The 18,098-nt window shown below is 60.1% G+C and carries 18 protein-coding genes; 7 read left to right on the forward strand and 11 right to left on the reverse strand.

What is annotated here, in order from left to right; genetic code table 11:
* Window positions 1-121: 121 nt before the first annotated feature.
* On the reverse strand, window positions 122-1,600 hold the full coding sequence (locus BCF11_RS10000; protein ID WP_098494611.1) for a DNA-3-methyladenine glycosylase 2 family protein: 1,479 nt from the start codon (window positions 1,598-1,600) through the stop codon (window positions 122-124).
* Between the two features lie 156 nt (window positions 1,601-1,756).
* On the opposite strand from BCF11_RS10000, the gene BCF11_RS10005 reads away from it, so the two are divergent.
* Window positions 1,757-2,560 (forward strand): isocitrate lyase/phosphoenolpyruvate mutase family protein, encoded by an 804-nt coding sequence (locus BCF11_RS10005; protein ID WP_158229172.1) that lies wholly within the window; start codon window positions 1,757-1,759, stop codon window positions 2,558-2,560.
* Here BCF11_RS10005 and BCF11_RS10010 read toward each other — a convergent pair.
* The 3 genes from BCF11_RS10010 to BCF11_RS10020 all read right to left on the reverse strand — a co-directional run bounded on the left by BCF11_RS10010 (window position 2,534) and on the right by BCF11_RS10020 (window position 4,603).
* Window positions 2,534-2,893: a hypothetical protein gene (locus BCF11_RS10010; RefSeq protein ID WP_098494613.1), complete on the reverse strand. Its 360-nt coding sequence runs from the start codon at window positions 2,891-2,893 to the stop codon at window positions 2,534-2,536. The two genes, BCF11_RS10005 and BCF11_RS10010, sit on opposite strands and share 27 nt — an antisense overlap.
* A gap of 109 nt (window positions 2,894-3,002) precedes the next feature.
* Entirely contained in the window at window positions 3,003-3,872 is an 870-nt protein-coding gene (locus BCF11_RS10015; protein ID WP_098494614.1) for an SAM-dependent methyltransferase, read from the reverse strand.
* Window positions 3,873-3,970: 98 nt separating this feature from the next.
* On the reverse strand, window positions 3,971-4,603 hold the full coding sequence (locus BCF11_RS10020; RefSeq protein WP_098494615.1) for a response regulator transcription factor: 633 nt from the start codon (window positions 4,601-4,603) through the stop codon (window positions 3,971-3,973).
* A 248-nt stretch (window positions 4,604-4,851) separates the two neighbouring features.
* On the opposite strand from BCF11_RS10020, the gene BCF11_RS10025 reads away from it, so the two are divergent.
* Complete coding sequence (locus BCF11_RS10025) at window positions 4,852-5,550, forward strand: response regulator (protein WP_098494616.1); 699 nt, start codon at window positions 4,852-4,854, stop codon at window positions 5,548-5,550.
* Window positions 5,551-5,554: 4 nt separating this feature from the next.
* On the opposite strand, the gene BCF11_RS10030 is transcribed toward BCF11_RS10025, so the two are convergent.
* Window positions 5,555-5,896, reverse strand: coding sequence for an L-rhamnose mutarotase (locus BCF11_RS10030; protein WP_098494617.1), 342 nt, complete (start codon window positions 5,894-5,896; stop codon window positions 5,555-5,557).
* Window positions 5,897-5,928: 32 nt separating this feature from the next.
* Entirely contained in the window at window positions 5,929-6,690 is a 762-nt protein-coding gene (locus BCF11_RS10035) for an SDR family oxidoreductase (RefSeq protein WP_098494618.1), read from the reverse strand.
* Between the two features lie 212 nt (window positions 6,691-6,902).
* Here BCF11_RS10035 and BCF11_RS10040 point away from each other — a divergent pair, with 212 nt between their 5' ends.
* Window positions 6,903-7,739: a FadR/GntR family transcriptional regulator gene (locus BCF11_RS10040; protein WP_098494619.1), complete on the forward strand. Its 837-nt coding sequence runs from the start codon at window positions 6,903-6,905 to the stop codon at window positions 7,737-7,739.
* Here the strand turns inward: BCF11_RS10040 and BCF11_RS10045 are convergent.
* Window positions 7,690-9,732: a primosomal protein N' gene (locus BCF11_RS10045; RefSeq protein ID WP_098494620.1), complete on the reverse strand. Its 2,043-nt coding sequence runs from the start codon at window positions 9,730-9,732 to the stop codon at window positions 7,690-7,692. The two genes, BCF11_RS10040 and BCF11_RS10045, sit on opposite strands and share 50 nt — an antisense overlap.
* 531 nt (window positions 9,733-10,263) lie before the next feature.
* Between BCF11_RS10045 and BCF11_RS27505 the strand changes: the two genes are divergently transcribed.
* A complete protein-coding gene (locus BCF11_RS27505; protein WP_143751293.1) occupies window positions 10,264-10,446 on the forward strand; it encodes a hypothetical protein in 183 nt (60 codons plus the stop codon).
* A 101-nt stretch (window positions 10,447-10,547) separates the two neighbouring features.
* Here the strand turns inward: BCF11_RS27505 and hemE are convergent, their stop codons facing one another.
* Both hemE and BCF11_RS10055 read right to left on the reverse strand, forming a co-directional pair.
* Window positions 10,548-11,627: a uroporphyrinogen decarboxylase gene (hemE, locus tag BCF11_RS10050; RefSeq protein WP_098494621.1), complete on the reverse strand. Its 1,080-nt coding sequence runs from the start codon at window positions 11,625-11,627 to the stop codon at window positions 10,548-10,550.
* A gap of 85 nt (window positions 11,628-11,712) precedes the next feature.
* Window positions 11,713-12,642: a LysR family transcriptional regulator gene (locus tag BCF11_RS10055; RefSeq protein ID WP_098497419.1), complete on the reverse strand. Its 930-nt coding sequence runs from the start codon at window positions 12,640-12,642 to the stop codon at window positions 11,713-11,715.
* Between the two features lie 157 nt (window positions 12,643-12,799).
* Here BCF11_RS10055 and speB point away from each other — a divergent pair, with 157 nt between their 5' ends.
* Complete coding sequence (speB, locus tag BCF11_RS10060) at window positions 12,800-13,753, forward strand: agmatinase (RefSeq protein ID WP_098494622.1); 954 nt, start codon at window positions 12,800-12,802, stop codon at window positions 13,751-13,753.
* Window positions 13,754-13,802: 49 nt separating this feature from the next.
* Here the strand turns inward: speB and BCF11_RS10065 are convergent, their stop codons facing one another.
* On the reverse strand, window positions 13,803-14,657 hold the full coding sequence (locus tag BCF11_RS10065) for an AraC family transcriptional regulator (RefSeq protein WP_098494623.1): 855 nt from the start codon (window positions 14,655-14,657) through the stop codon (window positions 13,803-13,805).
* Between the two features lie 285 nt (window positions 14,658-14,942).
* Here BCF11_RS10065 and BCF11_RS10070 point away from each other — a divergent pair, with 285 nt between their 5' ends.
* Window positions 14,943-15,893, forward strand: a complete 951-nt coding sequence (locus BCF11_RS10070) for a phytanoyl-CoA dioxygenase family protein (protein ID WP_098494624.1) — start codon at window positions 14,943-14,945, stop codon at window positions 15,891-15,893.
* Between the two features lie 200 nt (window positions 15,894-16,093).
* Window positions 16,094-16,561, forward strand: a complete 468-nt coding sequence (locus BCF11_RS10075) for a thioesterase family protein (protein WP_098497420.1) — start codon at window positions 16,094-16,096, stop codon at window positions 16,559-16,561.
* Window positions 16,562-16,605: 44 nt separating this feature from the next.
* Here the strand turns inward: BCF11_RS10075 and BCF11_RS10080 are convergent, their stop codons facing one another.
* Window positions 16,606-17,994, reverse strand: coding sequence for a sensor histidine kinase (locus BCF11_RS10080; protein ID WP_098494625.1), 1,389 nt, complete (start codon window positions 17,992-17,994; stop codon window positions 16,606-16,608).
* Window positions 17,995-18,098: the final 104 nt, after the last annotated feature.

The following is an 18,098-nucleotide window of genomic DNA, read 5'->3' on the forward strand; positions in this document are numbered from 1 at the left end:
TGCCAAACAATGCTTTTGGACAATATTTAGCATGTACACAATCAATAAGATAGGTAGCCGCTTCTTGCAAAAACGGACTTGGCAGCTTGTGCAGCTCCTGTGGCAGCCGGCTGGCGCCGGTTCAGCCCAGCGATGTCCAAAGATGCTGCGCCGCATAAGCACGCCATGGCCGCCAGGCTTCCGCCCGCGCGCTGAGCTCCTTGGCGTTCGGCCTTGCTCCTCCTTCATGCAGCGCAATCGCATTCATCAGCGCCACATCTGCCGCTGGAAACGCATCCGGTTCGCGCAGATGCCGCAGCGCGAAGTATTGCGCCGTCCAGTCGCCGATGCCGGGCAATTCGCACAATTTCTGCACGGCTTCAGCCAGGCTGGCGCCGCTGTCCAGCAATTGCGGATCGGCCACCAGCGCGGCGGCCAGGGCTGACAAGGTGGCTGCGCGCGATTTCGGCATGCCGAGCGTCGCCAGGTCGGCTGCGGCCACGCTCGCCGGCTGGGGGAATATGTGGGTGAGCCCGGGGCGGTCCAGACAGGTTTCCTTTAGCGCTACGCCATGCTGCGCCGTCAGCTTTCCGGCCAGCTTGATGGCGCCGCTGACCGTGATTTGCTGTCCCAGCACCGCGCGCATGGCTTGTTCAAAGCCATCCCAGGCGCCCGGTATGCGCAGCCCTTGCCGCGCGGCGGTCAGCCGCGCCATCAGTGGATCTTCGCCGAGCTGGCTGTTGATGATTTGCGGATCGGCGGCGAGATCGAACATTCTTCTCAGGCGGGCGATGATGGCCGCCAGCGACGCCAGGCGCGGAAAGCGGATGGTGACTTGCAAGGCGTGTCCCGCGCCTTGCCGCACCAGCACCGTGCCCTGCGCGCCATCGAGGCTGATGCTGCGGGAATAGCAGCCGTCGGCCACCAGTTCCACGCCGCTGATCGCGCGCGCCTGCAAGAATGCCAGCATGGCCGGCCAGTCGTAAGGGGGATGGTAGCGCAGCAATAGCGTGACTTCGCCGTGCTTTCCGGCCGATTGATCAGACTGGGCGCTGCGCCGCAGGGCGCCGGGCGGACGTTGATACAGGCTGTGGAATACTTCGTTGAAGCGGCGTACGCTGCCGAAACCGGCGGCGAAGGCGATTTCGGTCAGCGGCATGCGGGTTTCGTGGATCAGCTGCTTGGCCAGCAGCACGCGCCGGGTCTGGGCTACCGTCACCGGCGAGGCGCCTACGTGCTGCACGAACAGGCGGCGCAGCTGGCGTTCACCGACGCCGAGCCGGTCTGCCAGCGCGTCCATGCCGGCGTCATCGAGGGCGCCCATCTCTATCAATGCCAGCGCACGCGCCACGGTATGCGACACGCCGGTATTGGAAACGCCGCGCCAGGCGCCGGAATCGGGTGCGGCTTCGGGCCGGCAGCGCAGGCAGGGGCGGAAGCCGGCTTCCTGGGCGGCGGCGGCAGTGCGGAAAAAAAGGACGTTTTCCGATTTGGCGGTGCGCGCAGGACAGATCGGCCGGCAATAGATGCCGGTGGTCTTGACGGCGATGAAGAAACGGCCGTCGAAGCGCGCGTCGCGGCTGGCCAGCGCCCGGTAGCAGGTGTCGTGATCGAGTTCCATGGCGGCATGATCGCGCCATTGTTTTGCACTGTCTAGCGGTTTTCGGACATGGGCATGATGACAATAATCATGAAAATGGCGAGGTCCGAAAAGCGCCGGTGCGAGAACAAGAGGCACGGAATAATCAGCTCCGTTCACAAGCCATCGGAGACGTGCATGCAGAAGCAGATAGAGCTCGCCCGGCAATTCCGCCATCTCAACCAGCAAGGCCGTTTCCTGCTCGCCAATGCCTGGGATATTGCCAGCGCCCGCATTTTTGAGGATGCCGGCTTCGCTGCCATCGGCAGCACCAGCGGCGGCATCGCTTACGCCCATGGCTACCGCGACGCCGAACAGATCGGCCGCGACGAGATGCTGCGCCACGTCGCGGCGATCTGCAAAGCGGTGGCGGCGACAGTCGCGCAAACCGTGCACGGCGCGATTGCCGCGGGTGCGGTCGGCGTCAATCTGGAAGACAACCGCCACCAACTGAGTGGCTCGCCCTTGTTCAGCAACCGCGAGCAGGCGGCAAGAATTGCCGCCGCGCGGGCGGCTGCCGAGGAAGCCGGGCTGCCCTTATGGATCAATGCCCGCACCGACACTTATCTGCTCGGGCTGGGGGAAGACACGGAATCGCGCCTCGCCATGACGGTGGAGCGCGGCAACGCTTACCTTGCAGCCGGCGCCGACATGGTGTTCATTCCGGTATTGACGGATATCGCCGCGGTGCAGCGCATCAGCAGCGCGCTGCATGGCCCGATCAGCCTGATGGCTCTGCCGGGCGCACCCGCGGCGGCGGCGCTGTTTGCCGCCGGCGCGCAGCGCGTCAGCCTGGGTGTCTGTCCGATGCTGGCGGCGATGGGCACGATCCGGGATATTGCCTTGGAAGTGCGCGCCAGCGGCAGCTGGGAAGCCATGCAACGCAGTTTCTATGGCTTCGACCAGGCTGAGGCCCTATTTGCCGTTGAGGGCCGGCCATAGGCGCGGACCGCCGTCGCCGTAGCGGTCGTCAAAGCGTTTCAATACCGCTTCGCGCGAAGCATCGCTCAGGCTCGGATATTTGTCGCCCTGCTCAATGGCGGCATAGGCTTCGCCGGCCTTGGCCAGGTCGTCGGGGATATGGAAGCTGCTGACGAAGTCCTGCTGCCACTGCTCAGTCACCTTGGCGACCAGCACGGCGCGCGCGGGATGGTTCAATACGCTGAATTCATCGACGCCTGCCGTAATCCGCTGCACCGTTTCAGTCAATCCCTCCTCGGTCAGCGGCGCCTTGGTGAATTCTTTAACGGCATGTGAGCCACTCGTCTTACTCATGTCACTCTCCTTGGGTTAAGTGGTGTGATGATGGACGGCCCGCTTGTCGCGGGCGGATGTTGCAGACTCGGTATTGTTTGGATTTGCCTGGGCTTTTTCGCGGAGAAAATCAGTGCGTGGTGAAAAAGCGTTCCTGCATTTCTTCCAGCCCGAGCGTGTGCAACACTTCGTGCAGACGCTCGGTCGGTCGCTTGCGCGGCAGATTCTTGTAGTTGGCGATAATCAATTCATTCTTCATCGAATGCTCCCAGCCGACCAGTTCGGTCACGCTGACTTGATAGCCATGCGCTTCCAGCTGCAGACAGCGCAGCACATTAGTGACCTGGCTGCCAAATTCCCGGGTATGCAGGGGATGGCGCCAGATTTCGGTCAATGCTTCCTTGCCCAGCGATTTACCCTTGTTCTTTTTCAGCACAGAAGCCACTTCGGCCTGGCAGCAAGGCACCAGCACCATGAAGCGCGCCTGTTTCTTCAGGCCGAACTCGATCGCATCGTCCGTCGCGGTATTGCACGCATGTAATGCCGTGACGACATCGATCCGGTTCGGCAGCAAGGCGGACTCTATCGATTCCGCCACCGATAAATTCAAAAACGACATGCCGGGAAATTCCAGGCGCTGCGCCAGCTCCTGCGATTTCTTCACCAGCTCTTCGCGCGTCTCGATACCGAAGATATGCGAATTGTCCTTGAGCGTCTTGAAGAACAGGTCGTAAAGAATGAATCCCAGGTAGGACTTGCCCGCCCCATGGTCGACCAGCTGTACGCCGCTTTGTTCCCGCTGAATCTCTTGCAGCAAGGGTTCAATGAATTGATATAGATGATATACCTGCTTGAGCTTGCGGCGGCTGTCCTGGTTCAATTTGCCGTCGCGCGTCAGGATATGCAGCTCTTTGAGCAGTTCTATCGATTGGCCGGGACGAATTTCGTGTTTGGGCGCTTGCTGGCCGGGGGAATTGGATTCTGATTTGATGCCGTTCATGGAGCTTGCTTTCTGTCGGCCAGGCTGGCCCGTTATCCCCCAAGTATAACGGCTTCAAGGACCAGAGGTCTTGAAACGCCTGCGCCCGGCCAAAAATGCTAGCGCCGCGCCAGGTTCACGCGGCCCATCGTGCAAGAGTAGCGGCCCAGCTCGACATCGTTGCGCAAACCCATTTTTCTCATGGCCGAGGCTTTTTGCAAACCCACGGTCTTGACGCTCTTGTGGAGGCGGACGGCTATTTCCCGCAGGCTGTTGCCGACCACATACATCTTCAGCACCTCGACTTCACGCCTGGTCGGCGCTTTGCCGCTCGGCCCCTTCTTCAGCAGCAGGCGCGCCGCCTTGCTCACGTAAGGCGCGCTGAAAGAGCCTTCCATGACAGCGCGCCCCAGCTCGTTCATATCGTCACTCTTGTGCACCACGCCGCTCACTCCGCTATTCGTAATCTGATACAGCACGGCTGGAATGTCGAGGGTGGTCAGCACGATCAGCGCTATCGCCGGGTATTCGCGCTTCAGCTGGTTGAACAAGGCACAGCCGTCGCCGATCCGGTTGATCGGCAGCGAAAACTCGGAAATCAGCATGTCGCAGGGCGTATCTTGCAGCCGCGCCGACAGTTCCGCGGTCGAAGTCGCGGCGGCCACTACCGCATAGCCGGGCATCAGGTCGATATATTGCCGGACACCCGAAATGACGGCTGGGTGATCGTCGGCCAGGATGATCTTGATCATGGAATTCCTCCCCGGAAGAAATGATTGAAGTAACGCGCTAGGGTTTTACTTATCGTTAAGGAGTAGGAAGTATCCGGCTTACATATTATTAAATATATAAGTAAATAACTTAAATGTGTAGTTCGATTGATAATTTAGATGCAAATTAGTTAATATCGATCTTACAGCCACAAGTTGTTGGGATTTACGGAATATCGATCTTCCTGGAGCAGGCCTATCCGGTTTGGTTTTACCAAGGAGTACACACTGTGAAAATCATTCTTGCAGACGACCACCCCGTATTTACCGCAGGGGTGCGTGTTTATCTGAATCACCTGCCGGATTGCCGGGTAGTGGCCAGCGTCGCCAGCGCCGATGCGCTGGTCGAGTGCCTTGAATCAACCCAGTGCGATCTGGTCATCACTGAATTTTCGATGCCGATGAAGCGCGTCGGCGATGGCTTGCACCTGCTCTCGTACATACGGCGCCACCATCCGCTCACATGGCTGGTGGTACTGACCATGAATGATTTCCCGGTGGTGCTGCACCAGATCATCAATAGCGGCGTGAACGGCTTGCTGCACAAGAGCGATGCCATTCCCGAGATCGGCAAGACCATCCGGCATCTGGGTAACAGCACGCCTTACGTGGGCCCTTCCTTTCAGGCTTTGTTGCGCAACGGCATGGAGGGGCAAGCCAGGTATCTGATCCCCAGCCCGCGCGAGACCGAGGTGCTGCGCCTGTATGCGGCGGGCAACAGTTTGCACGACATAGCCAGGCGCCTCAGCAAAAGCGTGAAAACGGTCAGCCTGCAAAAAGCGTCAGCAATGAAAAAACTGGGTTTGCGCAACGATATCGAGCTGGGCCGCTATTGCGCCACGGTCAGCGGCGACAATATCCAGCCGGAAGGCCAGGAAGACTGGTTTCTGCCGGAGCTCGGAAGCCGCAGGCGGGCGCGCACGGCGTGACGGTTCAGCGCCGCAGGCCGAGATTGAATATCTGCGTCATCGGCGTCCATTTTTCACCCGCCGGGGTCCATGGCGTGGCAGCCTGGAACCGCCACATCAAGGTTTCCCATTCCTGCACCCTGGGATTGCCGCGGGCGGCGTGCGCCATCCGCTCTGCGCTGTAGACGGCGTCGTCGGTTTCCATCAGCATCACCAGCCGTGTGCCGAGGCGATAGATTTCCATGGCGAGCACGCCCTGCTGCCGCAGATGTGCGGCTATCTCGGGCCAGATTTCGCGATGATATTGTTCGTATTCTTGAATCAGAACCGGATCGTCTTGCAGATCCAGCGCCAGGCAGTAGCGCATATCGGCAGCTCCTTACAGTTCATTCAGGCAGCTCAGTTCGACCAGCCGCCGTCGATCAGATGGATGGCGCCGGTGGTGAAGGCCGATTCGTCCGACGCCAGATACAACGCCAGCGCGGCGATTTCCTCGGTCTTGCCTATCCTTCCCATCGGCTGGCGGGCGACGAACGCCGCTTCAATCTGGGCGACCTCGACATTCTGCTGGCGCGCCTGCTCGGCGATCCGCTGGCGCAGCGACGGCGATTCCACCGTGCCGGGGCAAATCGCATTGCAACGGATGCCCCTGGCGACAAAATCCGCCGCCACCGCCTTGGTCAGGCCGATCACCGCCGCCTTGGTGGTACCGTAGACAAAGCGGTTCGGCACCCCTTTCACGCTGGAAGCGGCGGACGCCATATTGATGATGGAGCCGCCGCCCTGCGCCAGCATGGCCGGCAACACGGCGCGGATCAGGCGGTACATGGAGCTGACGTTGAGATTCCAGGAAAAGCGCCAGTCCTCTTCGCTGCAATCGAGAATGCTGCCGTGGTGGACAAAGCCGGCGCAATTGAACAGCACGTCGAAGCTTTGGCTTTGCGCCAGGGCGTTTACCGCAGCGGCGTCGGTGACGTCCAGCAGCAAGGTCTGGATCGGGTGGCCGGCAGCTTGTGCCGCGCTCGCGGTTTCCGCCAGCGTGGCGGCGTTGATGTCGGTCGCCAGCACGTGCGCGCCCTCGCCTGCAAACCTGAGCGCGCTGGCACGGCCTATGCCTTGCCCCGCGGCAGTGACCAGTATGCGCTTGCCCTGTAATCTCATACGCTTGTCTCCGAAATTTGATGAGCCGCTGGCCTGGATAGATGTCATTTTTACAGGTCTATTGGCTGGACCAATAATAGCACGCCAAAAATCCTGGCGGCAACGCCTGAATCCCGCCGTCCATCTTGCCTCGAACCGGTTTCCCTCGCATCTGTTTCGACTGCCGGCGGCCCCGGCGTGGCACAATATGAAAAATATCTTTCATTGCTGCCATGCCTATACAAGTCATCCATAACCGCCGCCTATATCAACAAATCGCCGATCAGCTGCGCGACATGATTGACCGCGGCGAATACGGTCCCGGCGACAACCTGCCGCCCGAGCGGGAGCTGGCGAAGCAGTTCGGCGTCAGCCGCACTTCCGTGCGGGAAGCCTTGATTGCGCTGGAAGTCATCGGGATTGTCAGCGTGCGGGTCGGCAATGGCGTGATGGTGCTGCCGCCCGAAGAGCAGGCCGCAGCCAAGGATGAAGCCAAGCCATCGGCGCTGCAGCAGGCCGCGCGCCGCAGCGGCTGGGAAATCGATCCGGAACTCGACCTGGAAATCAGCCACGAGCTGGACGATGAAATTCCACCCTTCAAGCTGCTGCAGGCGCGCCGGCTCGTTGAGCCGGAAACCGCCGCCCTCGCCGCCGTCAACGCCACAGAGGAGCAGCTGCGTAGCATCGCCGCAGCGTATGCCCGCAATGTCGAAGACAACCGCAACGGTTCGCACACCCATCCCGGCGACCGCCTGTTCCATATCCGCATCGCCGAAGCCAGCGGCAACCCCGCCTATCTGCTGCTGGTCAGCCATCTGCTGGGCCGCAAGTACGGCATGATGTTCCAGCGCCTGCAAACGCTGTACACCTCGAAGGACATGCCGAACCGTTCAGAGCATGAACACCAGCTGATCCTGGAAGCGCTGCAGGCGCGCGATGCGGTAGCGGCGCGCAAGGCGATGCGCGCACACATGGATTCGGTGGTGAAGATTTTTTCCCGTTCCGTGCCGGAGCACAGCGTCAAATATCAACCGGATCCACTTCCAAAGACCACTTCGCGCGCGTCTTGATCTGCCGCAGCTCGGCCATCCAGTCGCTCAGGAAAGCCTGCAGGCCGGGGCGCGACGGGCACTCGATCAGCAATTGCGCACGGTCGACGTTGGCGACCCGGGTCATGGTCATCGGAATCGGATCATGCATGGTGATGCCCTCGTGCTCGATGCAATGGGCCGCCTGCTGCAGGAATTCAATCGCGGTTTCCAGCTCCTTCGCTTCCGCACGCAATAAAGCCTGATAGATGTAAGGCGGCAGGCAGGCCTGCGCGCGCTCTTCCAGCAAGGACGTGGCGAAGTGATCGTAATCGTGGGCGATCACGGCCGCATATAGCGGGTGCTGCGGATAGCGGGTCTGGATCAGCACTTCGCTGGGACTGCCGCCTTCTTTCTGGGCAGCGCGACCGGCACGGCCGGCTACCTGCATCAGCTGCGCAAACAGCCGTTCGCTGGCGCGGTAGTCGTGGGAAAACAGCGCCGTATCGGGATTCAGGATGCCCACCAGCGTCAGGTTTTTGAAGTCATGTCCCTTGGCCACCATCTGGGTGCCGATCAGGATATCCACCTCGCCATTGTGGACGCTGTCGAATGCGGCTTGCGCACTGCCCTTGCGACGGGTCGAATCGGCATCGATGCGCAGCACCCGCGCCTCCGGAAACATGGCTTGCAGGCCTTCTTCCAGTCTTTGCGTGCCGCGGCCGAGCGGCTGCAGATCGACGTTGCCGCAGGTCGGGCAGGATTTCGGGATGCGCAATTCCAGGCTGCAATGATGGCAGCGCAACCGGTGTTCGGGTTTGTGCAGCACCATGAAGGAGGTGCAGCGGGTGCAGTTGCTGACCCAGCCGCAGGCGTCGCAAGCGATCACCGGAGCATAGCCGCGCCGGTTCAGGAACAGCAGCGACTGCTCGCCGCGCTCCAGTCTTTGCTTCAATGCGCCAATCAGGATCGAGGTCAGGCCCTCGCTGGGTTTGTCGCGCTCCATGTCGATCCGGCGCACCTTCGGCAACACCGCATCCTTGACCGCGCGTTCGCGCAGTTCCAGTTTCTTGTAGCGGCCGGACTGCGCGTGGTGCCAGGTTTCCAGCGACGGCGTGGCGGAGCCCAACACGATCGGGATGCTCAGCTGATGGGCGCGCCATACCGCCAGATCGCGCGCCGAATAGCGCAAGCCTTCCTGCTGCTTGTAGGAGGGGTCATGCTCTTCATCGATCACGATGAGTTTCAGATGCGGCAAGGAAGCCAGCACCGCCAGCCGAGTACCCAGGATGATGCGCGCCTGCCCTAGATGCGCCGCCAGCCAGTGGCGCATGCGCTCGCCTTCGGCCAGGCCGCTGTGCAGGGTGGCCACCGTGACGCCGGGAAAGCGGGCGCGGATATTTCCTTCCAGTTGCGGCGTCAGGTTAATTTCCGGCACCAGGATCAGGATTTGCGACAAGTTGTCGGCGCCGTCTTCGTTGTGTGCCAGAATCTGCGCCGCCGCTTGTAAATAGACCTCGGTCTTGCCGCTGCCGGTGACGCCATATAACAGGGTCGGCGCAAAACCGCTGGCGCCGGCAATCGCATCGGCCGCCTGCTGCTGCGCCGGATTGAGCTGCGCCACATCGATCGGCGTGGCGTCATGCGCGGCGCCGCCCTGCTGCAGCTTCTTCAATCCGCGGTCCAGGGCGACCGGCTTCAACGCCCGCAAATTCTTCGGTAAGCCCGGCAAGGCCACCTCGCCCAGCGGCCGCTGATAGTAGTCGGCGGCAAAGCGGCACAGCGCCAGCCATTGCGCCGACAAGGGCGGCAGCTGATGGCGTACGGCTTGTACATTTTTTAATTTTTCGACAGGAACGTCACTCTGGTCGCTGAGGCCGACAATCATGCCGACCACTTCGCGCCTGCCGAACGACAGTTGCACCAGCTGGCCGACCTGCGGCAAAGGCTCGCTGTCGTCGCTGGCCTGCCAGCGATAATCGAAGCTGCTATCCAGGGGGGTATCGAGGACGATTTGAAGAATGCTTTGTTTCACGAACTTAATGTGATTCCCGAAGAAATAGGCTAACTGTCGGTTTCATAAGTGCTTTTGAAAGTGCCCGCATTATCTGTGGATAACTTTGTGGACAACGTCAGCTACACATTCAAAAACAGCGTGTTTACATCTGATTCTGGCTTTTGCCAATATTGAAATAAAAATTAATATCGTTTTAAATCAATGACTTAATTTATATGCTACGGAGAGGAAAAATTTCCTGTGCATTTAAAAAATGGCCTTGCAGAAACTAAATTATGTGCATAACTAAATTCTGAATGTTCCAGAATGGAGCACGAAAAGGTAACATTCATGTCGCCATTCGAAACCGGCACGGTGCACCATCATGTGACTTTTTTCGTAAAATCCATCCCATTTCGTTCCGGAAAAATTAGCGGCGTGTCAACTGTGGTTAAATCATCAAGATTTCAAATTCCTAAGATTCTACTTAATGTAAAACATTAGGAAACGCCCTAAGCATCGGTTTCATAAGCGCTTTTCAAATTATCCACAATGTCTGTGGATAACTTTGTGGGTAACCTGCTCTTGACAGGCTGCAGCCTCATATTTGATGCGGGTTTCAATAAATTGCCTAAACTAAAAGCAGAAAATATACCCTTAAAAATCAAATACTTACAAAACACAATCAGTCTGCAAAATAAAAATATCGATATAAATAATTACCGTGGTGCAGCAGATTTATTTTGTGCATAACTAGCGGCTATGGATATCCGCAGCCGTGCTGAATGTGTTATGAGTGACGCCATGTAACAGCACAATTTTCCACAAGGAAACTAAAAACCCGCTTTACCAGCCTATGCGCGCAGCTTGCGGCTGATTTCGTGGACCGCATCGACCATCACCGCCACCGATTCCGGCGGCGTAAATTGCGAAATGCCGTGGCCGAGATTGAAAACGTGGCCGTGGCCGGCTTGCGGCGTGCCGTAGGCGTTCAGCAAACGGCTGACTTCGCTGCGGATCTGTTCAGGATTGGCAAACAGCACGGCAGGATCGAGATTGCCCTGCAGCGCGACGCGGTCGCCGACACGGGCACGCGCTTGCGCCAGGTTGACGCTCCAGTCGAGGCCGACGGCATCGGCGCCGATGTCGGCGATCTGCTCCAGCCACAGGCCACCGCCCTTGGTGAAAACGATCGCTGGAATCGGCACGCCGTCTTTCTCGCGCTTGAGCTGAGACATCACTTGGCGCATGTAGTCCAGCGAAAATTCCTGGTAGGCGCCGTCCGCCAGCGCCCCGCCCCACGAATCAAAAATCATCACGGCTTGCGCGCCGGCATCGATTTGCGCATTCAGGTAGGCCGCCACCGCCGCCGCGTTGGTGCTGAGCACGTGGTGCATCAGGTCCGGGCGGTTGTACAGCATGGTCTTGACGGTATGGAACTCGCGCGAACCCTCGCCTTCCACCATATAGCAGGCCAGAGTCCAGGGGCTGCCGGCAAAACCGATCAGCGGCACCCGGCCATTCAGTTCAGTACGGATTTGGGTAACGGCCTTGAACACGTAGTCCAGCTTGCCCAGATCCGGCGCCTGCAGCGCCATCACGTCTTTTTCATCGCGCAGCGGGCGCTGGAACTTGGGACCTTCGCCATCGGCGAAATACAAACCCAGCCCCATGGCGTCCGGCACTGTCAGGATGTCGGAAAACAAAATGGCGGCATCCAGCGGGAAGCGCTCCAGCGGCTGCAGCGTGACTTCGGTGGCGTAATCGGGGTTGGTCGCCAGACCCATGAAAGACCCGGCGCGGCTGCGGGTTTTACGATATTCCGGCAGGTAGCGGCCAGCCTGACGCATCAGCCACAGCGGCGTGTATTCGGTCGGCTGGCGCAGCAGCGCGCGCAGGAAGGTATCGTTCTTCAGGGGGGCGAATTGTGACATATGAGGCCGTATGAATGCATGTGATGACAGCTCATTATCTCATCCTAAGCCCCGGCTGCGGCAACGCTTTGCCATATGAGGGGTATTAAGGCCGGTCAAGCTGAGCGCCGCCCTGGTGCGCCGCGACCAGGTCATCGAGGAAGGCTTGCAGCACTTCGCCGCGGCTGGACTGGCGCCGCAGCACCATGTGCAGGGTGACGTCATAGCACAGCATTGTGGGATGCAGCGGCGCCAGCAATCCCTGCTCCACCAGCGGCGCGGCAAAATGCTCAGGCAGAAAACCGAGATGCCGGCCCGACAGCAGCAGCACCGCGACCGCCTCCATATTGTCGGCCAAGGCCGTCACTCGCGCCGGCGCAAAGCCACCGTCCGCGCCATCGGCTTCCGGCAAGGGATAGCTGCGCCAGACCCAGTCGTATTCAGCCACCGCGGCCCGGCTCAGATTGCCGGCCTGGCCGAACAGCGGATGGCCGGCGGCGCAGTACGCTACCTGATGCTCTGAATACAGCGGCACATATTCCAGGTTCGGCAAGCGATGCCAGAAGTAGCCGATGCCGAGATCGAGCCGGCCGTTGATCACCTCTTCCTCAAGCTGGCCCGGCGCCAGCACCGCCAGCGACAAAGTCACCGCCTCGTCCCTGGCGCGGAACCTGGCGATGGCCTGGCTCAGGCGGGCATTGGCGCTGATGGCGGCGTGGCCGATCAGGCCCAGCTGCAGCTTGCCGGCCAGCTTGCGGCCGATCTGCCGTGCATTCAGGCAAAAGTGGTCGATATTTTCGATCAGCCGGCGGCTGCTCAGCGCGAACTGCTCGCCGCGCGGCGTCAGGCGGAAGCCGGCACGGCCGCGCTCGCACAGGCGAAAGCCGAGCCTTGTTTCCAGCGTCGCCAGCTGGGTGCTGATGGTGGACTGGCTGACATTCAACGTGGTCTGGGCGGCGGAAATGCCGCCGGCGTCCAGCACCGACAGGAAGACACGGATCAGGCGCAGGTCAAGATCGGATAGCTGGTTGAGCATGCTTGGCGGCGGGAGGGTGGGGATCAGATCGATCATACATCTACCTGAATCAATGTAAACACATCATTACACTGATTTTTACTAAGGTAATTTACCGCTAGAGTTGCTATCACAAGCCATTTCTAACGCTGCGCCCTTCCCGGCCCTGGAGACCATCATGTCAGAAACCCCACTTTACCAACCGCTAGGCGGCAACGACATGCCGCGTTTTGGCGGCATCGCCACCATGATGCGCTTGCCGCACGTGACCAGCAGCGCCGGGCTGGACGCCTGCTTCGTCGGCGTGCCGCTCGACCTCGGCACCTCGAACCGCTCCGGCGCCCGATTCGGCCCGCGCCAGATCCGCAGCGAATCGGTGCTGCTGCGTCCGTACAACATGGCGACCCGGGCGGCGCCGTTCGACGCCTTGCAGGTAGCCGACCTGGGCGACGTCGCCATCAATCCGTATAACCTGCTGGATTCGATCCGGCTGATCGAAAATGCCTACGACGGCATCGTCGCCTCCGGCTGCCGCCCGATTTCGCTGGGCGGCGACCACACCATCGCCCTGCCCATCCTGCGCGCGCTGCATCGCAAATATGGCAAGATCGGCCTGATCCATGTCGACGCCCATGCCGATGTCAACGACACCATGTTCGGCGAAAAGATCGCGCATGGCACGCCGTTCCGCCGCGCCGTCGAAGAAAGTTTACTGGATTGCCAGCGCGTGGTCCAGATCGGCTTGCGCGGCACCGGTTATACCGCCGAAGATTTCGACTGGTGCCGCGACCAGGGTTTCAAGGTGGTGCAGGTGGAAGAGTGCTGGAACAAGTCGCTGGCGCCGCTGATGGAAGAAGTACGGGCCCGCGTGGCCGGCGGTCCGGTGTACCTGAGTTTCGATATCGACGGCATCGATCCGGCTTACGCGCCCGGCACCGGCACACCCGAAATCGCCGGCCTGACCGTGCCGCAGGCGTTGGAAATCATCCGCGGCGCCTGGGGCCTGGACATCGTCGGCGCCGATCTGGTGGAGGTATCGCCGCCGTATGATCCGCTCGGCACCACCGCTTTGCTGGGCGCCAACCTGGCGTATGAGATGCTGTGCGTGCTGCCGGGCGTGCCGCGCCGCTGATAATTGCGCCCAGAATAAGTAAGCACTGGCACTCGCTTTAAACCAGTATTTATCGATATCTCTTCTTGAAATCGCGCGGACTCACACCCTTGGCCGCGCGGAACTGGCGGTTGAAATGGGCCAGATTGCGGTAGCCGGCTTCCTGCGCTATCACGCCTATCGCCTTGTCGGTCTGTATCAGTTGCTGGCAGGCGCTGCCGATTCTCAGCTGGGCCAGGTAAGCAGTCACGGTGAGCTGGGTATGGCGTTTGAAAAAGCGATGAAACGCCCCCACCGACAGCGCTGCCCTTTCGGCCAGCAGCTCCAGCGGAATCGCCGTCTGGAAATTGTCGTGCAGGTAGTCCAGCACCTTGCCCATGCGCTGGCGCTGCGCATCGACCGCGATCGAGGCCGACGCCACCGACGCCAGCGGCCACGCCTGCTGGTCTTGCGCCAGCAGCAGCAATAGTTCCAGCAACAAGGGCAAGCGCTGCGCCGGCGCCAATTTCTCCATGCGCAGCATCAAGGGCCTGGCGCTGCTCGCTACCGCCGCCGAAAACTGCAAGCCGCGGTCGGCGCGCTTGCCCAGCTGCAGCAGCCCGGCCAGTTCCGGCAGGCTGGTTTGCAGCTGCACCAGCCAGTCCCGCGAAAACCACACCACCACCGCCAGCATCTGCCGCTCGGGAGCAATGCGTTCACTGGCCGACCAGGTGTGCGGCAGGTTCGGACCAAGCAAGATCAGATCGCCATCGGCAAAATCCGCCAGATGGTCGCCGACATAGCGCTGTCCGCGCGCGTTCAAGGTCAGGGTCAGCTCGAATTCCGGATGGTAGTGCCACAGGAAAGGCAACTCCGGCAGCACGCGCCACAGCAGCCGCCAGGACTGTCCGGGAGACAGGCTGAGATGTTCGTATTGCGGTCGCATACTGACCTTAAGTTGAGCAATAACATCAGAATAGTATCAATAAGCGGCATTTGCAGCGAAATCTCCGATGGGGGGCGGGCGCAGAATCGAACTGCCCCAGTGGACTGTAACAGCCAAATCAAGAGTGAAGGGCGCGTATCCGGAGCGCAGGGCAAGGCGCACAGCGGAGCAATAGCGCGACTATTGCGAGCATGTGCAACGCCGCCATGCGTGTCGGATACGTGACAGGCACTCTTGCTTTGGCTGTTACGGTCCACTTAACTACAAAACCAATACGGAGATTCCATGAACCAGCCCCAAGCGGAACAACGCCTCAGCAACCCGTCCGTGCTGTATCCCGACCAGGCGCAACTGCGCGACATCAAGAAGACCCTGCCGCTGCGGGTGCTGACCGCCTCCGATTTCTATCACTGGCAAACCTACGGCTATGTGATCGTCAGGAATGCCGTCAGCGCCGCACAAGTGCAGCGCACCGCCGATTTCCTGTGGGAGTTCCAGGAGCTCGATCCGCATGCGCCCGAGACCTGGAACCGGGCGCAGCTGCGCGATCATGAAATGACCGAGCTGAACGGTTCCGGCATGGTCGAGGCCTATCATCATCAGACCTTCTGGGACAATCGTCAGACGCCGCGCGTGGTCGATGCCTTCGTCGACATCTGGGACCGCGAAGACCTGTGGGTGACCATAGACCGCGCCAACCTGAATACGCCAAACCAGGGCGCGCGCCGCTTCGGCGGCTTCATCCACTGGGATGCCGATACCTCGGTCGAGCCGCTGCCGGTCAACGTCCAGGGCGTGCTGGCGCTGTCCGACACCACGCCGGAAGGCGGCGGCTTCCAATGCATCCCGGAGCTGTTCCAACACTTCAGCGCATGGCGCAAGAGCGCGCCCAAGGACCGCAATCCCTGGCGTCCGGAGCTGGCGTCGCTGCCGTGGGAAGTGAAATTCATTCCGATGAAAGCCGGCGACCTGCTGATCTTCAACAGCCTGCTGGCGCACGGCATCCGGCCGAATACTTCCGCCGACAAAGTGCGGCTGGCGCAGTACATCGCTTTCACGCCCGCGCGCGAAGAGCAGGCCGACTTGCGGCAATGGCGGATCGACAGCTGGCGCCAGCGCACGCGGCCGGACAGCTATGCCTTTCCCGGCGATCCGCGCGAATGGGAAAAAAACCGCTATCCGCTGGCGCAGCTGAGCGAACTGGGTGAAAAAATCCTTGGCCTGCGTGACTGGTAAGCCATGTGCGGGCGCGGTCGCATATGGCGCGACTGGTAGCGATACCGTTCGTTGCGGCTCTGATAAAAAAAAACTAACAATGAAATGATTGTCCTCTGAATGGTCGGAGGCGGTCATTGTTCATTTGTGAACGTTTTGATACTTATGGAGCTTCTATGACTACCACGCTACAAAAAACATCGCTGTTTCAAGAAGCCGGGATGACATCGACCATGTTTTCCCACGGTGCCTCATCGCCCCTCTCACCTAAGATCTTCCGGCACTCGATTGACATTTACCTGAAGGATTCCAACGCCACCGGCAATATCTACTTTGCCCGCTACTTTGAATGGCAAGGCATCTGCCGCGAGCGCTGGTTCTTCGAATGCATTTCAGCCGACATGCTGGCGCCGCTGGGCGTATTCGTCACCAAGGACGCACAGCAGAAATATATCCACGAGACGTTTGCCTTCCAGAAGGTGGAGTGCGAAGTCAGCACGGCCGCCATCAAGCAATGCTCGTTTTCCTTATTGTTCCAATTTTTTGTGGAAGGAAGGCTGGTGTCCACCGGCCATCAGCAGATCGTCTTCGCCAACAAGGACAAGAAGATCAGCCGCTTGCCGGAGTATATTCTCGAAAAAATCCGGCAGTATGAAAACCCAAGAACGGTAGCACTGCTCTCTAACTAGGACCAAGGGCACCGCCGTCCGGTTCGTCCGGGCGGCTTGCCGGACTAGGCCTGCGCGACTACCGCAACCACCGGGAATTCCAGCGTGAAGCGGGTATATTCTCCGGCTGCCGATTCGCAGCGGATGCTGCCGCCGAACACCGCCATCACCTGATGGCAGAACGCCAGTCCGATGCCGGAACCGGCGCCCTTCTTGGTCGTATAGTGGGCGTCGAAAATATGCGGCAGCACATTGGCGGCGATGCCGGCGCCGGTGTCGGTAAAGCAGAGGACATTGAATTTCCCCGCGCGGGTGGTCGAGATGCTGATCTCGCCCTTGGATGCCGCCTTCAGCGCGTACAGGGAATTCTTCAGCAGGTTGAACAGGACAAACACGAACAGCCGGTCCGAACCGAAGAATGCATAATCCTCCATGACAGCCAGGTAGATCTTGGCGCGCTCGCCCCGCTCGAAGGGATAGCGCTCCAGCGCCTCGTCGACCAGCTGCACCACCGAGTAGTTGGCAAAGGCGTCGGTATCGATGCGATCCAGCTTGGCCGAGGCCAGCATCATGTCGATCACCACCGTCGTGCGGTCGACTTCCTGGGTAATCGAATTGGTGGCCTTCGACAGCTGCTTGACCGTATCCGGCCTGATCGACGGCGCCAGCAGGCCGTGTTCCACCGCCAGCCGGTAGCCCTCCAGCAAGGTCGGCAGGGACTGCTCCATGCCTTTCGCCAGCATGCGGATCGAAGTCAGCGGCGTGCGCATTTCATGGCCGACAGTGCTGGCGACGGTCATCGGGTCCAGCAGGTGATGGCGGACGATGGCGACCGACATCACGCCCAGGCTGACCGCGATGAACAGGACGCCGGGCGGATAGAATTCGATGCCGTAATTGCACAGGTAATCGACGGCGGCGAAGAAGTAAATCAGTATCGCGCCTATGCACAGGCGCATCTTGATGCGTTTGCCGAGTTCAGCCACCTGCTGCTCGCGATAGGTGATGTACAGCCCGCGGTTCACCACGATGACCGTCTGCAGCACATGCAGCGGATGCAGCAGCCCGGCCTTCGGATAGTAGCCCCAGAAATACTGGTAGTAGCCGGATACCAGCAGATCCGATCCCAACAGGAAAATCGCCAGGATGGCGGCGAACGCGTAGGAGGCATAGACGTACTTGCGCTCCGTGGTGCGTTCGCAGATCTCGGTGAGGAAATGATAGAGGCTGGTCGGCAGGAACAGGATCAGCAGATAGCCGAACTTCACCACGAACATCGCCATATGCGGATCGCGCAAGGTAAACAGGAACGCCCAGGCGCCTTGCCAGAACGCCGAGGTAATGCACAGCACCAGGAAGCTGCTGCCGATGCGCGTGAAACCCTTGGTGCATACCACGTACAGGCCGTAGGCCAGGAAGATCGAAGCAACGACTGCGGGCAGTATCGAATACATGGACGACGATCAGGATGAATGCTTAGGCTATAAAGTGCGCCGATGCCATGCAATGACGGCTGCCTGCGTGGCTCGGCGCATACGCTGCGAGAACTGTGTCCTTC

The sequence above is a fragment of the Collimonas sp. PA-H2 genome, assembly GCF_002564105.1.
Classification (GTDB): domain Bacteria; phylum Pseudomonadota; class Gammaproteobacteria; order Burkholderiales; family Burkholderiaceae_D; genus Collimonas.

What these genes read in the sequence shown, in the direction of transcription:
- BCF11_RS10020 (WP_098494615.1), bottom strand. Translation starts at nt 4,603, where the DNA reads ATGATCAAGATCATCCTGGCCGACGATCACCCAGCCGTCATTTCGGGT.
- BCF11_RS10010 (WP_098494613.1), bottom strand. Translation starts at nt 2,893, where the DNA reads ATGAGTAAGACGAGTGGCTCACATGCCGTTAAAGAATTCACCAAGGCG.
- speB (WP_098494622.1), top strand. Translation starts at nt 12,800, where the DNA reads ATGTCAGAAACCCCACTTTACCAACCGCTAGGCGGCAACGACATGCCG.
- BCF11_RS10035 (WP_098494618.1), bottom strand. Translation starts at nt 6,690, where the DNA reads ATGAGATTACAGGGCAAGCGCATACTGGTCACTGCCGCGGGGCAAGGC.
- BCF11_RS10030 (WP_098494617.1), bottom strand. Translation starts at nt 5,896, where the DNA reads ATGCGCTACTGCCTGGCGCTGGATCTGCAAGACGATCCGGTTCTGATT.
- BCF11_RS10065 (WP_098494623.1), bottom strand. Translation starts at nt 14,657, where the DNA reads ATGCGACCGCAATACGAACATCTCAGCCTGTCTCCCGGACAGTCCTGG.
- BCF11_RS10015 (WP_098494614.1), bottom strand. Translation starts at nt 3,872, where the DNA reads ATGAACGGCATCAAATCAGAATCCAATTCCCCCGGCCAGCAAGCGCCC.
- BCF11_RS10075 (WP_098497420.1), top strand. Translation starts at nt 16,094, where the DNA reads ATGACATCGACCATGTTTTCCCACGGTGCCTCATCGCCCCTCTCACCT.
- BCF11_RS10055 (WP_098497419.1), bottom strand. Translation starts at nt 12,642, where the DNA reads ATGCTCAACCAGCTATCCGATCTTGACCTGCGCCTGATCCGTGTCTTC.
- BCF11_RS10005 (WP_158229172.1), top strand. Translation starts at nt 1,757, where the DNA reads ATGCAGAAGCAGATAGAGCTCGCCCGGCAATTCCGCCATCTCAACCAG.
- BCF11_RS10040 (WP_098494619.1), top strand. Translation starts at nt 6,903, where the DNA reads ATGCCTATACAAGTCATCCATAACCGCCGCCTATATCAACAAATCGCC.
- hemE (WP_098494621.1), bottom strand. Translation starts at nt 11,627, where the DNA reads ATGTCACAATTCGCCCCCCTGAAGAACGATACCTTCCTGCGCGCGCTG.
- BCF11_RS10070 (WP_098494624.1), top strand. Translation starts at nt 14,943, where the DNA reads ATGAACCAGCCCCAAGCGGAACAACGCCTCAGCAACCCGTCCGTGCTG.
- BCF11_RS10000 (WP_098494611.1), bottom strand. Translation starts at nt 1,600, where the DNA reads ATGGAACTCGATCACGACACCTGCTACCGGGCGCTGGCCAGCCGCGAC.
- BCF11_RS10080 (WP_098494625.1), bottom strand. Translation starts at nt 17,994, where the DNA reads ATGTATTCGATACTGCCCGCAGTCGTTGCTTCGATCTTCCTGGCCTAC.